Origin of the sequence: Pseudomonas sp. AF32, assembly GCF_022342325.2 — a bacterium.
Lineage (GTDB): Bacteria > Pseudomonadota > Gammaproteobacteria > Pseudomonadales > Pseudomonadaceae > Aquipseudomonas > Aquipseudomonas uvaldensis.
In genome coordinates, this window is sequence record NZ_RQJK02000002.1 from 67,516 (window position 1) to 83,282 (window position 15,767).

12 protein-coding genes are annotated in these 15,767 nt (G+C 60.4%); 7 read left to right on the top strand and 5 right to left on the bottom strand.

The window, feature by feature from the left end:
* The first annotated feature begins 10 nt into the window (after window positions 1-10).
* The 7 genes from pqqF (at window position 11) to EGM97_RS02595 (ending at window position 7,799) form a co-directional block, all read left to right on the top strand.
* Entirely contained in the window at window positions 11-2,464 is a 2,454-nt protein-coding gene (gene pqqF / locus EGM97_RS02565) for a pyrroloquinoline quinone biosynthesis protein PqqF (protein ID WP_238962364.1), read from the top strand.
* Between the two features lie 136 nt (window positions 2,465-2,600).
* Complete coding sequence (gene pqqA / locus EGM97_RS02570) at window positions 2,601-2,675, top strand: pyrroloquinoline quinone precursor peptide PqqA (protein ID WP_053156473.1); 75 nt, start codon at window positions 2,601-2,603, stop codon at window positions 2,673-2,675.
* Window positions 2,676-2,755: 80 nt separating this feature from the next.
* Window positions 2,756-3,667, top strand: a complete 912-nt coding sequence (gene pqqB / locus EGM97_RS02575) for a pyrroloquinoline quinone biosynthesis protein PqqB (protein ID WP_238962365.1) — start codon at window positions 2,756-2,758, stop codon at window positions 3,665-3,667.
* Between the two features lie 192 nt (window positions 3,668-3,859).
* The gene (gene pqqC / locus EGM97_RS02580; protein WP_238962366.1) at window positions 3,860-4,612 is read left to right on the top strand and encodes a pyrroloquinoline-quinone synthase PqqC; all 753 of its coding nucleotides are present in this window, start codon (window positions 3,860-3,862) and stop codon (window positions 4,610-4,612) included.
* Entirely contained in the window at window positions 4,609-4,884 is a 276-nt protein-coding gene (pqqD, locus tag EGM97_RS02585; protein WP_053156306.1) for a pyrroloquinoline quinone biosynthesis peptide chaperone PqqD, read from the top strand. Before pqqC ends, pqqD begins: the two co-directional genes overlap by 4 nt.
* Complete coding sequence (gene pqqE, locus EGM97_RS02590; protein WP_053156303.1) at window positions 4,856-6,007, top strand: pyrroloquinoline quinone biosynthesis protein PqqE; 1,152 nt, start codon at window positions 4,856-4,858, stop codon at window positions 6,005-6,007. The genes pqqD and pqqE overlap by 29 nt, the downstream gene beginning before the upstream one ends.
* Window positions 5,973-7,799: an alpha/beta hydrolase family protein gene (locus EGM97_RS02595; RefSeq protein ID WP_238962367.1), complete on the top strand. Its 1,827-nt coding sequence runs from the start codon at window positions 5,973-5,975 to the stop codon at window positions 7,797-7,799. Before pqqE ends, EGM97_RS02595 begins: the two co-directional genes overlap by 35 nt.
* Window positions 7,800-7,927: 128 nt before the next feature.
* Here EGM97_RS02595 and EGM97_RS02600 read toward each other — a convergent pair whose 3' ends face one another.
* From EGM97_RS02600 to EGM97_RS02620, 5 genes are all read right to left on the bottom strand, one after another.
* Window positions 7,928-8,086 (bottom strand): YqaE/Pmp3 family membrane protein, encoded by a 159-nt coding sequence (locus EGM97_RS02600; RefSeq protein WP_003177654.1) that lies wholly within the window; start codon window positions 8,084-8,086, stop codon window positions 7,928-7,930.
* A gap of 329 nt (window positions 8,087-8,415) precedes the next feature.
* The gene (locus EGM97_RS02605) at window positions 8,416-10,194 is read right to left on the bottom strand and encodes an acyl-CoA dehydrogenase C-terminal domain-containing protein (RefSeq protein ID WP_238962368.1); all 1,779 of its coding nucleotides are present in this window, start codon (window positions 10,192-10,194) and stop codon (window positions 8,416-8,418) included.
* Window positions 10,195-10,385: 191 nt separating this feature from the next.
* Window positions 10,386-12,182, bottom strand: a complete 1,797-nt coding sequence (locus EGM97_RS02610) for an acyl-CoA dehydrogenase C-terminal domain-containing protein (RefSeq protein WP_238962369.1) — start codon at window positions 12,180-12,182, stop codon at window positions 10,386-10,388.
* A 91-nt stretch (window positions 12,183-12,273) separates the two neighbouring features.
* On the bottom strand, window positions 12,274-13,563 hold the full coding sequence (locus tag EGM97_RS02615; protein WP_238962370.1) for a GGDEF domain-containing protein: 1,290 nt from the start codon (window positions 13,561-13,563) through the stop codon (window positions 12,274-12,276).
* 337 nt (window positions 13,564-13,900) lie between these two features.
* A complete protein-coding gene (locus EGM97_RS02620) occupies window positions 13,901-15,706 on the bottom strand; it encodes a phenylacyl-CoA dehydrogenase (protein WP_238962371.1) in 1,806 nt (601 codons plus the stop codon).
* Window positions 15,707-15,767 lie beyond the last annotated feature (61 nt).

Consider the following 15,767-nt stretch of genomic DNA (forward strand, 5'->3'; position numbering starts at 1 on the left):
GGAAGCGCTCATGCCGGCCCCCGACACCCTCCACCCTCATACTGAAACCCTGGCTAACGGTTTGCAGGTGACGCTGCGTCATGCCCCCGATCTCAAGCGTAGCGCCGCCGTGTTGCGAGTGGCGGTCGGTAGTCATGACGCACCGCAGGCCTGGCCGGGAATGGCGCACTTTCTCGAGCATCTTTTCTTCCTCGGTACAGAGCGGTTTCCTGCAAAACAAAACCTGATGGCCTATGTGCAACACCACGGCGGCCAGATCAATGCTCGCACCAGCGAGCGCACCACGGATTTCTTCTTCGAGTTGCCACCCACCGCCCTCGCCGACGGGCTGGACCGGCTGGCGGACATGCTCGCCCATCCGCGCCTGGATGAAGCCGATCAGTCAAGGGAGCGGGAAGTGCTGCACGCGGAATTCGTTGCCTGGTCCCAGAACGTGACGGCCCAGCGGCAGGTTGCCTTGTACGAAGGATTATCGGCCGCCCATCCATTGCGAGGCTTCCATGCCGGCAATCGAGACAGCCTCGCCGTGCAACAGCCTGAATTCCAGACAGCGCTGAGGGATTTTTACCGACAGTTCTATCAGAGCGGCCAAATGACCCTGAGCCTGGCGGGCCCGCAGCGCATCGACGAACTCAAGACACTGGTTGAACGTTTCGCTGGCAACCTGCCCCAGGGGCAAACCGTTGTCAGGCCATCGCCGTCGAAGCTGATGGCCTCGCCAGCAGCCAGTTATCAACAGGTCGGCAAGGCTCGCCTCGATCTGCTGTTCACCTTCGAACAATTGCCGGTCGCCTCGCCTCAAGCCATGGACTTTCTCTGCACATGGATGAACTCCAGCAAAGCTGGGGGACTGCTCGCCACGTTGCGCCAGCTTGGCCTGGTCGACAGCCTCAAGGCCACGCCGCTTTACGCGTTTGCAAGGCAGGCGCTGCTGCACATTGAATTCAAGCTGGAAAACGAACAAGCGATGGAACGTATCCGGCCGCTGTTACACGACTGGTTGGGATTTTTCGCCGCCCAGGATGACTGGGCGCCCTTGCGCGATGAGTTCACAGCCGTGCTGCGTCGCCGACAGGAGATCGCCACGGCTTTGCAACTCGCCCGCCGGGACAACGAAGGGCGAGAAGCATCGCTGTCGGAAAACGACCTCGCACGGCTCAGGGAAATTCTCAATCAGATGCAACCTGCTGAGCACGTCACGGGAACATGGCAACTGCCCGCGCCCAATCCTTTCCTGCAAACACCCGGCGAACCTCCCCGTGCCGGGCTGATACGCGGCCAGACCAGCGCCCACCGGGGTTTGCGCACCTTCGCCCAGGACCGCTCCCGCAGTCGTCGCGAACGCTCGCCCATGCAGTTCAGCCAGGCACTGCCCGATCACGCCCGTGAAGGAGCGATATACCTGCGCTGGCGTTTGGCGGGGCAAGCGCCAGGCGGCCTTCAAACCAGGCTCGAGCGACATTTTCAGGATCTGCATGAGGACGCCAGTCAGGCAGGCGTGGACGTCACTTTCGAAACCGGCAGTGACCAGTGCCTGTTGAAACTGACCGGCTTACAAGCGCCCATGCCGCGGGTTCTTGAGCACGTGCTGGCGAAGCTGGAACAGCCGTTGCCTCCGTCCCAAGCGGAAAGCGAAACGCCGTTGATGCCGATTCGACAGTTACTCAAGGCACTGGCTGATCGCGGCTTACACCACTCGCACCCAACGACGATGCCAACGCCCGATGCCACCCTTTGGTCCACAGCCCAATGGGACGGATTGGCCTTGGGCCTGTCGGCGGCCACCCAGGCGGCCATGGGCCCGGCACTGGCTCGGGTCCCGGGCATTGCAGGGCACCCGGCCGAATCCACGCGACCAAACATGCAATGGACCTGGAACCGGCTTCAGACCGAGGGCGACGAACAGGCCGTATTGCTGTTTTGTCCGACACCCACCACAGAGCTGTCCGACGAGGCCTCCTGGCGGCTGTTGGCACAGCTCTGTCAGACCCCGTTTTACCAGCGCCTGCGGGTGGAGCTGCAATTGGGTTATGCAGTGTTCAGCGGCTTGAAACAGATCAATGGACAAACAGGCCTGCTGTTCGGCGTCCAATCTCCCGATATCCCGGCGCCTCAACTGGTCGCCCACATCGAACAGTTCCTGGAGGGGCTGACGGATCTGATCCGACAGACCGACGATTCGACTTTGTGCAGTCAGCAGCGGGCTCTGTCAGCACAATTCCAGGGCCATGTCCTGCCCTGCGCCCAAGCGGCCGAACTGCTCTGGCAGGGGAAACTGGCTGGAAGGCCATGCGATTATCTCCAGCAGTTGTCCGGCGCCATCGGACAGATAAACAGAGAGCAACTGCTGACCGCCGCCCGGCGTTTGATCGATGCCGAAGGTGGGCGTCATTGCTTGAGCAACGGCCCTTGTCCGCAAGGACGCTGGCAAGCGGCACCACGATCGTTACAACCGCTGCAATGAGCTTTCTCAAAGAATCGCCGCGAACGAAAATGTCAGATTTAGTAACATAGCCGCCTAAGCATCTGAACATCTCCGAATGGAGGTGGACTAAATGTATAGATCTCACCTGTCCCACCCCAACCAAAGGAGTATTTCCATGTCCTGGTCCAAACCCGCATATATCGACCTGCGTATCGGTTTCGAAGTCACCATGTACTTCGCCAACCGTTAATTGCTGCAGGCGGTTGAACGCGCAGCAAACGCCTCGGTCAGCCGGGGCGTTTTTTATTTCGGTTTGCAGATGGAGCGGCCATGTTTGTCCAGATTCTAGGTTCCGCCGCCGGCGGCGGTTTCCCTCAGTGGAACTGCAATTGCGCCAATTGCGCCGGGTTTCGCGACGGCAGCCTGCGGGCCCAGGCCCGTACCCAGTCGTCCATCGCGATCTCCGATGACGGTGTGAGCTGGGTGTTGTGCAATGCCTCCCCGGACATCCGCGCCCAACTTCAGGGGTTCGCCCCGATGCAACCGGGCCGGGCCCTGAGGGACACCGGTATCGGCGCCGTCATCCTCATGGACAGCCAGATCGACCACACCACCGGCCTGCTCAGCCTGCGCGAAGGTTGCCCGCATCAAGTCTGGTGCACCGACATGGTCCATGAAGACCTGAGTACCGGTTTTCCGCTGTTCAACATGCTGACCCACTGGAACGGCGGGCTGAACTGGAACCGCATCGAACTCGACCAGAGCTTCACCATCCCCGCCTGCCCGAACCTGCGCTTCACCCCGCTGCCGCTGCGCAGCGCCGCGCCGCCCTATTCACCGCACCGCTTCGATCCACACCCCGGCGACAACATCGGGCTGATCGTCGAGGACCTGCGCTCCGGCGGCAAGCTGTTCTATGCGCCTGGCCTGGGCAAGGTCGACGGGCCGTTGCTGGAGATCATGGCCGACAGCGATTGTCTGCTGGTGGACGGCACGATGTGGGATGACGATGAAATGCAGCGTCGTGGTGTCGGCACCCGTACTGGCCGGGAGATGGGGCATCTGGCGCAAAACGGCCCCGGCGGCATGCTCGAAGTACTGGAGCAACTGCCCGAGCCACGTAAGGTGCTTATCCACATCAACAACACCAACCCGATCCTGGACGAAGACTCGCCGGAACGGGCGGAGCTGGTACGCCGGAAGATTGAAGTGGCTTACGACGGAATGAGTATTGAGTTGTAGCAAGGGTGGGATGATTGTGGGGGTGAGTCAGTGCTGGCTGGGGCTGGCCTCATCGCGAGCAGGCTCGCTCCCACAATGGTCCGAGTGACACTGGATATTTCATGCACCACAACCCCTTGTAGGAGCGAGCCTGCTCGCGATGGGGCCGCCCCCGACACCACAGAACCCGCGGGAATCGCCCGGAGAACCAACATGACCGACACCCCCCTGTCCCCCGCCGAGTTCGAAGCGGCCCTGCGTGCCAAGGGTGCGTATTACCACATCCATCACCCATATCACGTGGCGATGTATGAAGGCCGTGCCACTCGCGAGCAGATTCAGGGCTGGGTCGCGAACCGCTTTTACTATCAGGTGAACATCCCGCTCAAGGACGCCGCGATCCTGGCCAATTGCCCGGACCGGGAAATCCGCCGGGAGTGGATCCAGCGCCTGCTCGACCACGACGGTGCTCCTGGCGAAGACGGCGGCATCGAGGCATGGCTGAGGCTGGGCCAGGCGGTGGGGTTGGACCCCGATCAACTGCGCTCCCAGGAACTGGTGTTGCCCGGTGTGCGTTTCGCGGTGGATGCGTATGTCAACTTCGCCCGCCGCGCCAGTTGGCAGGAAGCCGCCAGCAGCTCGCTGACCGAGCTGTTCGCCCCGCAGATCCACCAGTCGCGCCTGGACAGCTGGCCGCAGCATTACCCTTGGATCGACCCGGCCGGCTACGAATACTTCCGCACCCGCCTGAGCCAGGCCCGTCGCGATGTGGAGCATGGACTGGCCATCACCTTGCAGCACTACACCACCCGCGCCGGGCAGGAGCGCATGCTGGAGATTCTCCAGTTCAAACTGGACATTCTCTGGAGCATGCTCGATGCCATGAGCATGGCCTACGAATTGAATCGCCCGCCCTATCACAGCGTGACCGGGGAACGGGTGTGGCACAAAGGGATCAGTTTATGAGCTTCGACCGCAGCAAAACCCCTCGCTGGCGCCCCGGCTATCGCTTCCAGTACGAACCGGCACAGAAGGGCCACGTGCTGCTCTATCCTGAAGGCATGATCAAGCTCAACGACAGCGCTGCGCTGATCGGTGGCCTGATCGATGGCGAACGGGATGTCGCGGCCATCATCGGCGAGTTGGGTAAACAGTTTCCCGACGTGCCGGAACTCGGTGACGACATCGAGCAGTTCATGGAGGTCGCCCGTGCAGAGCACTGGATCACCCTTACCTGAAAAACCGGCGATCGGCCTGCCGCTTTGGCTGCTGGCCGAGTTGACTTATCGCTGCCCGCTGCAATGCCCGTATTGCTCCAACCCGCTGGACTTCGCCGAGCAAGGTCAGGAGCTGAACACCGAGCAGTGGTTCAAGGTCTTTCGCGAAGCCCGGGAAATGGGCGCAGCGCAGTTGGGTTTTTCCGGCGGCGAGCCACTGGTGCGCCAGGACCTGGCCGAACTGATCGGTGAGGCGCGCAGACTGGGGTTCTATACCAACCTGATCACCTCCGGCATCGGCTTGACCGAGCAGAAAATCAGCGACTTCAAGAACGCCGGCCTGGATCATATCCAGATCAGCTTCCAGGCCAGCGACGAGCAGGTGAACAACCTGCTGGCCGGCTCGAAGAAAGCCTTTGCGCAGAAGCTGGAAATGGCTCGGGCAGTCAAGGCCCACGGCTATCCGATGGTGCTGAATTTTGTCACCCATCGGCACAACATCGACAAGATCGACCGCATCATCGAGCTGTGCATCGCCCTGGAGGCCGATTTCGTCGAACTCGCCACCTGCCAGTTCTATGGCTGGGCGCAGCTCAACCGCGTCGGGTTGTTGCCCACCCGGGAACAACTGGAGCGCGCCGAGCGCATCACCAACGAATATCGCGCGCGGTTGGAAGCCGAGGGCAACCCCTGCAAGCTGATCTTCGTGACGCCGGATTACTATGAAGAACGCCCCAAGGCCTGCATGAATGGCTGGGGCAGCCTCTTTCTGACCGTCACGCCGGATGGCACGGCGCTGCCCTGTCACGGTGCCCGGCAGATGCCGGTGCAATTTCCCAACGTGCGCGACCACAGCATGCAACACATCTGGTACGACTCGTTCGGCTTCAATCGCTTTCGCGGCTATGACTGGATGCCCGAGCCATGCCGTTCCTGCGATGAAAAAGAGCAGGATTTCGGCGGCTGCCGCTGCCAGGCGTTCATGCTCACGGGCGACGCCAGCAATGCCGACCCGGTGTGCAGCAAATCCGAACATCACGCTGTAATTATCCAGGCTCGCGAAGACGCCGAGCACGCCACGCAAACCATTGAGCAACTGGCCTTTCGCAATGAACGAAACTCACGCCTCATCGCCAAGGGTTGAACCGCTCAGCGCCACCGAGGCCGTTGCCGCGGGCATCGATTTCGCCGAGCTGCACCTTGGCCCGCTTGGCCTGTTCTGGAATGAATATCGCCCCGAAGACGGTGCGTGTCGGATCTGGCACTGGACGGACGGCCAGGCCCGATGCATGACCCCGGACGGGTTCAGCGCCCGCAGCCGGGTCTATGAATATGGCGGTGGATCGTTTTGCCTGAGCGACGACGGCATCCTGTTCGTCAACGAAGCGGACCAGCAGTTGCACCACCAGCCACTGTCCGGTGGAGCGCCTGTCGCGCTCACTTCAGGCACTTGTCGATACGGGGATCTGGGGTATGTCGCCGGGCAGGTACTGGCGGTTGAGGAAGAGGCCAATCAGCATCGCCTGGTGTCGATCAGTCTGGCGGATCATCGCCGGCAGGTGCTGGCCGAAGGCGCCGACTTCTATGCTTCGCCGACCTTGAGCCCGGATGGCCAGCGACTGACCTGGGTGGAGTGGAGCCGTCCCCATCAGCCGTGGACAGCCACGCGGTTGATGCTGGCCGAGCGCAACGCGTCAGGTTGGGGTGAACCGCGTTGTGTGGCGGGCAGTGCTGAAGAGGAATCCATCCAGCAGCCGCGTTTCGATCATGCCAATCGCCTGTATTGCCTGACTGACCGTGGCGGTTACTGGCAGCCGTGGGTTGAGTCGGGTCACGGCCTGGCACCGCTGCCCTGCGCCGAAGCCGATCACGCGCCTGCGCCCTGGCAACTGGGCGGCCGAACCTGGCTGCCATTGGACGCAAACAGTTATCTGGCCAGCTGGACCGAAGCGGGCTTCGGACGGCTGGGCCTGCGCCGCGGCGGCGACAACGAAGAATTCACCGGTACCTACACCCGGTTTCGCAGCCTGGCGTTGGACGATCGGTTCATCTACGCCATCGCCGCCTCGCCGGTCAGCCCCTCGGCAGTCATTGCGATCAGCCGGCAGAGTCATGAAGCAGTCGTGTTGGCCGGTGGAGTGGCGCCGTTATCCGCCGATCAGATCAGCCGTCCCCGAACACTGCGCTATCCCAGCGCTTCGGGTGAAGTCCATGGTTTCTTTTATCCAACCCGGCCCTCCGAGACGAAACCGCCGCTGGTGGTATTCATCCACGGCGGACCGACCTCGGCCTGCTATCCCCTGTTCGATCCGCGTATCCAGTACTGGACCCAGCGTGGCTTTGCAGTCGCAGATCTCAATTATCGAGGCAGTAGCGGCTATGGACGGGCATATCGCCAGGCGCTGCATTTGAAGTGGGGTGTGGTGGATGTCGAGGATGCCTGCGCAGTAGTCGCCTATCTGGATGAGCAGGGCCTGGTCGATGGCCAGGCTGCGTTCATCCGCGGCGGCAGTGCCGGCGGGTACACAACCCTTTGCGCCTTGGCGTTCCATGACGTCTTCCGTGCCGGCGCCAGCCTCTACGGCGTCAGCGACCCGGTCGCCCTGGGCCGCGCCACGCATAAATTCGAAGGCGATTACCTCGACTGGTTGATTGGCGATCCGCAGCGGGACGCCGAACGCTACCACGCTCGCACACCGCTGCTCCACGCCGGGCAAATCCGTTCACCGGTAATTTTTTTCCAGGGGGAATTGGACGCGGTGGTCGTACCGCAGCAGACCCGGGAAATGGTCAAGGCGCTGGAAGGCAACGGCGTTACGGTCGAAGCGCATTACTATCCGGACGAACGCCACGGCTTTCGCAAGGCGGCGAACCAGGCCCATGCGCTGGAGCATGAGTGGTTGTTCTATCGCAGGGTAATTGATCGCAACCTTTAGCCCACCCCAAAACCATTGTGGGAGCGAGCCTGCTCGCGATAGCGGTGTGTCAGTCAGCGGTTAAGTGACTGATGTACTGCTATCGCGAACAGGCTCGCTCCCACAGGGTATGGGCGGAAATTGAATGATCAACGCTTGGCGATGATATACACCGCATGCACGATGCCCGGGATGTAACCCAGCAGCGTCAACAGAATATTCAGCCAGAAAGCCCCGCCGAAACCGACTTGCAGAAATACACCCAACGGCGGCAGCAGAATGGCGATGATGATACGAATGAAATCCATGGTGGGCTCCTGATGGGCGACGGCTACATTGCCATATAGCTCATTGACCCATGGCCGCTCGTCAGGGTTCAAATCCGTCAGTGAGTTGAAGAAGCCGAGCGAGAAAAAAACGCGGGCAAAAGAAAACCCCGCCGAAGCGGGGCTTTGCAGACTGTTTCCCTGACATCCTTTTCACTCTGCCGTCCTGGCAGAATCCTACGTGTCCGTGTTGTTTCTCTTGCGCATCCTGCGCGACGTCCATGGGAAGTAGATTAGCCCTGGATCCAATCTGCCGGTAGAGGGAAAACGGCATCACGTCGTGTAAGCATTCGCTTACAAAACTTCCCTCATCAGAATTGCCCGGCATCCAGCAGAAACAGCGACTCGCTGCCTGCTTTCACTGAAGCGCTCAAGGAATGGATACGCGGCAGCAGGCGTGCGAAATAGAATCGCGCCGTTCCCAGCTTGCTCGCGTAGAAATCATCCTGGCCTTCCTTGCCCAGCGCGGCCTTGGCCATTAACGCCCACATGTAGGCATACGCGGTGTAACCAAACGCTTGCAGATACTCCACCGACGCCGCGCCGATTTCGTTCGGGTTGCTCTTCGCTCGGTCCAGCAGCCACTCGGTCAGCTCATCCAGCGTGTCAACGGCATTGCCCAACGGTTGGGTAAACTCCGCCAGATCCACACCCGCCGTGTTGATGAAATGGCGAATTTCCTCAGCGAACAGCTTGTAGAACGCACCGCCATTACCGACGATCTTGCGCCCCACCAGGTCCAGCGCCTGGATACCATTGGTGCCTTCGTAGATCTGGGTGATGCGGACATCGCGAACCAGTTGTTCCTGTCCCCATTCGCGGATGTAACCATGACCGCCGAAAATCTGCTGGCCGTGCACAGTCGTTTCCAGGCCCAGGTCAGTCAGGAAGGCTTTCGCCACTGGCGTGAGCAAGGCCACCAAGTCTTCGGCACGCTTGCGGGTGGCCGCGTCTTCGCTGAACTTGGCGGTGTCCAGTTGCATTGCAACGTAGGTCGAAAATGCCCGGCCACCTTCGTTCGAGGCTTTCATGGTCAGCAACATCCGGCGCACGTCCGGGTGGACGATGATCGGGTCGGCAACCTTGTCCTTGTTTTGCGCGCCGGTTGGCGAACGGCTTTGCAGGCGGTCGCGGGCGTATTCAATAGCGTTCTGGTAAGAGCGCTCACCAGAGGCCAGGCCTTGGATACCCACACCCAGGCGTTCGTAATTCATCATGGTGAACATGGCTGCCAGGCCTTTGTTCGGTTCGCCGACCAGATAACCCACGGCTTCGTCGAAGTTCATCACACAGGTAGCGGACGCCTGGATGCCCATCTTGTGTTCGATCGACCCGCAGTTGGCCGCGTTGCGGGCGCCCAGGCTGCCGTCGGCATTGACCATGAACTTGGGCACGAGGAACAGCGAAATGCCTTTCGGACCAGCCGGCGCGTCCGGCAGTTTCGCCAGCACCAGGTGGATGATGTTCTCGGTGAGATCGTGTTCGCCGCCGGTGATGAAGATCTTGGTCCCGCTGACCTTGTAGGAACCATCAGCCTGGGGTTCGGCCTTGGTGCGGATGATCCCCAGGTCCGTACCGGCATGCGGTTCGGTCAGGCACATAGAACCGGCCCAGACACCGGCGTACATGTTCGGCAGATACGCCGCCTTCAACTCTTCGCTGGCATGCGCGTTGATAGACAGACAGGCACCGGCGGTCAGCATCGGGTACAGACCGAAGGACAGGCTGGCGGAGTTGACCATTTCTTCGACCTGGGCCGAAACGGCCTTGGGCATGCCCATGCCCCCGTAGGCTGGGTCGCCACCAACCCCCACCCAGCCGCCTTCAGCGTAAGTTTTGTAGGCCTGTGGGAAACCGGCCGGCGTGGTGACGGCTCCGTCAGCCCAGTGGCAACCCTCTTCGTCAGCGGCGCGGCTGAGAGGAGCGATGCTCTTGCTGGTCACCTTGCCGGCTTCCTCAAGAATCGCCTCGACGGTTTCAGCGTCCACGGTCTCCGCCAGCGCCGGCAATTCGGCCCAGAGTTTCGCGACCTCGAATACTTCATTGAGGACGAAGCGCATATCGCGCAGGGGCGCTTTGTAGTCAGCCATGGCAAACCTCGCAGGATCTAAACAGTTGGTTCGTAAGAAACGGTTTTGGTATGGCTCGGAGTGTACCTCAACAACTTTTACGACACATAGGGTCAACCCATGACTGTTTTGTTATTTTTGGTCATACAGAAAGGCAACGCAAATCACTGCGGCGAGGGGCAAGCGCCTTCGCCGCAATTGTGCTTCTATCGTTAAAGGGCGAACAGCTCCGCTGGCAGCTTCATCAAGCAGTCGCTCCCTGCCTCGACGGCGGCCCGGTGGGCGGCGGTCCTTGGCAGCAGGCGCTTGAAGTAGAACTCACAGGTCGCCAGTTTAGCCCGGCAGAAATCCCCGTCGCCGGTGTCGCTGTCGAGCTGCGACTGAGCCACCAGCGCCATGCGCAACCACAGGTAGGCCAGGATGATGTAGCCGCTGTACATCAGGTAATCCACCGAGGCAGCGCCGACTTCATCCGGATTTTTCATGGCCGCCAGGCCGATCTGAGTCGTCAACGCTCCCCATTGACGATTGAGTTCGTCAAGTTGAGCGACATAACCCTTGAGCTGCGGATGCTCGGCATTCGCGATGCAGAATTGATGGACGATCCGGGTGAATCCCCGCAACAACTTGCCTTGGCTGCCTAACACCTTGCGTCCCAGCAGGTCCAGCGCCTGGATGCCGTTGGTGCCCTCATAGATCGGGGCGATACGACAATCGCGCACCAACTGCTCCATGCCCCACTCGCGAATGAAACCGTGACCACCGAACACCTGCATGCCGTGGTTGGTCACTTCCAGCCCGGTGTCGGTCATGAAGGCCTTGCAGATTGGGGTGAGGAAGGCCAACAGATCCTCGGCGTCCTGGCGGGCCGCTTCGTCGGTGCTCAGGTGGGCGGTGTCCAACAATTGCGCGGTGAAATAGGTCAATGCCCGGTTGCCTTCGTTGAAGGCTTTCATGGTCAGCAACATTCTTCGCACGTCAGGATGAACGATAATCGGGTCGGCGGCTTTTTCCGGGGCCTTGGGACCGGTCAGCGAGCGCATCTGTAAACGCTCGTTGGCGTATCGGATCGCCCCCTGGAAGCTGGCTTCTCCCAGGCACAAGCCCTGCATGCCGGTGCCGAGCCGGGCATGGTTCATCATGGTGAACATGCAATTGAGGCCCTTGTTCGGCTCACCGATCAAAAACCCCTTGGCCCCATCGAAATTCAACACGCAAGTGGCCGAAGCCTTGATGCCCATTTTGTGTTCGATCGAGCCGCAACTGACGCCGTTGCGCTGTCCCGCTTCGCCGTGCGCGTCGGGCAGGAACTTGGGCACGATGAACAGCGAAATACCCTTGGTCCCCGCCGGAGCGTCCGGCAGCTTGGCCAGCACCAGATGAACGATGTTCTCGCTCATGTCGTGCTCGCCCGCGGAAATGAAGATCTTACTGCCGGAGATCGCGTAGCTGCCGTCGGCCTGGGGCACGGCGCGGGTCTTGATGATGCCCAGGTCGGTGCCGCAATGGGCTTCGGTCAGGCACATGGTGCCCGTCCACTGGCCAGCGGTAAGCTTGCTCAGGTACGTCTGCTTCTGTTCTTCGGTCCCGTGGGCATGGATGGCCGACATGGCGCCATGGGTCAGGCCTGGGTACATACCCCAGGACGTGTTGCTGGAACCAATCATTTCACTGATGACCAGACCCAGGGAACTGGGCAGGCCCTGACCGCCATACGCCGGGTCCGCCGCCAGGCCGTGCCAGCCGCCTTCTACGTATTGTGCGAAAGCCTGCTTGAAACCTGTGGGCGTCGTCACCACGCCGTTATCGAAATGACAGCCTTCTTCGTCGCCGGAACGATTGAGTGGCGCCAGAACGTTCTCACAGAACCGTGCGCCCTCCTCAAGAATCGCACTGATCATATCCGGGCTCGCGTCAACAGCACCCAACTCGGCATAACGACCTGGGAAATCAAAGACGTGATCGATCAGAAAACGCATATCGCGCAGGGGGGCTTTGTACTCGGGCATGGTGGTTTTCTCCGGTAGCAGATCGTTCAAACCTACTGCCGGCCACCGGGCCCCACAATCACAGTCCAGACGCTGAATGCGTCATCATTACTCAACCCGCGGCGGCTTCCATGCGCACCGCGCCACGACGATTCTGACCGAAGGCGACCACACAGTTACGCCCGGCCCCTTTGGCGTTGTAGAGCGCCTGGTCGGCGGACTTGAGCACTTCTTCGGGGGTGCGTTGCTCGATGCGTTCGGCAACGCCAATGCTCACTGTCACCGACACACTGGAAGCGCCGGCACCGGAGCGCCGTTGACGCCCTTGCTGATCATCCTTGGGGCGATTTTCCGGATTGCGCAACTGAATGCTGTACGTCTCGATGGACTGACGGATGACTTCCAAGTGAGGCATGCATTCATCGATCGTCTTGCCGGCGAACACCAGCGCAAATTCCTCGCCGCCGTAGCGATAAGCCCTACCCCCACCACCGATTTTCGACAGTTTGCTGGCCACCAGACGTAACACCTGATCGCCGACATCGTGACCATGGGTGTCGTTGAATTTCTTGAAATGGTCCACATCACTCATCGCCAACACATAGTTGCGACCCAGGCGCTGCATGCGTTCGTTCAGCGCACGGCGTCCCGGCAGCCCGGTCAGCTCATCGCGAAACGCCATTTGGTAGGCTTCATGGGCGACCGCCGCCGCGATCATCAGCATCACTTGGCTGCACATGATGTTCAGGGTAAACGGCAGGATGAAGGTTTTGGGCAACATCCAGAATATCCCCAGCAACCCCACCAGTTGCGCGGCGTGTAGCGGTCGCGGATTGCGCCAGTATTGCCAGGCCAATAACAGGAAGGCGGCAACGAACACTGGATAGGACAACTGAATCAGGCTCATCCAGGCCCCATGCAGTGCAGGCCAGCGAATCTCCGAAAGCCACAACAGCAAGGCTTGCGGAAAGCTCTGCTCCAAGGCCAGTGCCACGCCGCCGAAAGCCAGCAATACCGCGAAACGCGCCACCATGTCCTGGAACAGATGGGTGCGCTCCTGCCACGCGGCGAACAGACCAAACAACAGCGGTAGCAACAAGCAGACAAGGTGGAATACAACGGCGGCATCCTCGCGCACCTTGCCGTTGTCACGGTAGAAATCGGTCTGGGTGTCCAGCAGGAAATAGGCGATGTACACCGTGACCATCAGAAACAGCTCACGTTGACGTCGGTAAACAGCGCAATACGCACCGCCAAGGAGCAACACCAACGTAGGAAGAACGTTGAAAAGCGAAGTGAAGAAGACGTTGAGATCCTTGACGTAGGCAGCCGCAAGCCCGGCCAGCAACAGTAACAGCGAGGGCAGGAAATGACTGAAACGTACGGCGGAAGAACGCGACAAGGGTAGAGCTCCGACCCGGCTGATCAAAGATGGCATTGTGCCTTCTATCGCAGCAGTAAGGCACGAAAGATGTGACAGATGTCACACTGCCATTGCTGTAACGGCAGAAGGGAGGGTTTTCTTAGGGGTGAGTTGGATGAATATTGTTTCAGGATCGCCTTTGATCGTATGTGGGAGCGAGCTTGCTCGCGATGGCGTTTGTTCAGTCAGCATCTCCATAGGCTGACACACCGCTATCAAGAGCAAGCTCGCTCCCACAGAGATAATCATGGCGGACAGGAAAAAGCCGCTGCATCCCGAAGGAAGCAGCGGCTTTTCCAGAAGCACCGCGTAGGGCTTAGTAACCCAGCGCGAAGTCTTCCTCTTTCATGTCCATCAGGTTGTTGGCGCCCGACAGCATGGCCGCCACGTGAGTGCGGGTACGCGGCAGGATGCGCTGGAAGTAGAAGCGCGCAGTTTGCAGCTTGGCGGTGTAGAAGGCTTCTTCGGTGGTGCCGGCCGCGAGTTTTTCTGCTGCCAGGCGCGCCATGTCAGCCCAGAAATAGGCCAGGCAGGCGTAACCGGAGTACATCAGGTAATCCACCGAGGCCGCGCCGACTTCTTCGCGATCCTTCATGGCCGCCATACCGACCTTCATGGTCAGCTCGCCCCATTCCTTGTTCAGCGCAGCCAATGGCCCGATGAACTCCTTGACCGCCTCGTTGCCTTCATTGCCCTGGCAGAACTTGTGGACGATCTTGGTGAAGCCCTTGAGCGCTTCGCCCTGAGTCATCAGCACTTTGCGGCCCAGCAGGTCGAGGGCCTGGATACCGGTGGTGCCTTCGTACAGCATCGAGATACGGCTGTCGCGTACGTTCTGCTCCATGCCCCACTCGGCGATGAAACCATGGCCGCCGTAGATCTGTACGCCGTGGTTGGCCGATTCGAAGCCGACTTCGGTCATGAAGGCCTTGGCGATCGGCGTCATGAACGCCAGCAGCGCATCGGCTTTCTTCTTCTCTTCTTCATCCACGCCGTACTTGACGATATCGACCTGCTTGGCGGTGAAGTAGACCATCGCACGGTTACCTTCGGCGAAGGCCTTCATGGTCAACAGCATGCGGCGCACGTCGGGGTGGACAATGATCGGGTCAGCCGCCTTGTCCGGCGCTTTCGGGCCAGTCAGGGAACGCATCTGCAGGCGGTCGCGGGCGTATTTCAGGCCGCCCTGGAAAGCGATCTCGGCGTGGGCCAGCCCCTGCAACGCGGTGCCCAGGCGTGCAGTGTTCATGAAGGTGAACATGCAGTTCAGGCCTTTGTTCGCCGGGCCGATCAGGAAACCGGTGGCCGCGTCGAAGTTCATCACGCACGTGGCGTTGCCGTGAATGCCCATCTTGTGCTCGATCGAGCCGCAGTTCACAGCGTTGCGCTGGCCGATCGTACCGTCGGCGTTGGGCAGGAACTTCGGAACGATGAACAGCGAAATGCCCTTGGTACCGGCCGGTGCGTCCGGCAGGCGCGCCAGGACGATATGGACGATGTTGTCGGCCATGTCGTGTTCACCGGCGGAAATGAAGATCTTGGTACCGGTTACCTTGTAGGAACCGTCAGCCTGGGGCTCGGCCTTGGTGCGCAACATACCCAGGTCGGTGCCGCAATGGGGTTCGGTCAGACACATGGTGCCGGTCCATTCACCGGACACCAACCTGGTCAGGTAAGCCTCTTGCTGCTCGGGCGTACCGTGTTCGGAGATGGTGTTCATCGCACCATGGGACAGGCCCGGGTACATGCCCCACGACCAGTTGGCCTCGCCAACCATTTCGCTGACCGCCAGGCCCAGGGACTCCGGCAAGCCCTGACCACCATGCGCCACGTCATGAGCCAGGCTTGGCCAGCCGCCTTCGACGAATTGCTTGTAGGCTTCCTTGAAGCCGGTCGGGGTTTTCACGCCGGACTCGCTCCAAGTGCAGCCTTCGAGGTCACCCACGCGGTTCAGCGGTGCCAGCACCTGCTCACAAAACTTGGCGCCTTCTTCGAGAATGGCGTCAACCATGTCCGGCGTTGCGTCCTGGCAAGCCGGAAGGCTCTGATAATGCGCTTCATAGCCAAGCAGTTCGTCACGAACGAAGCGAATATCACGCAAGGGGGCCTTGTAGTCAGGCATAGCGATAAACCTCTGCTGATGTAACCGGGAATGAACGACCGCGTGGATTTGTTGTGACGGT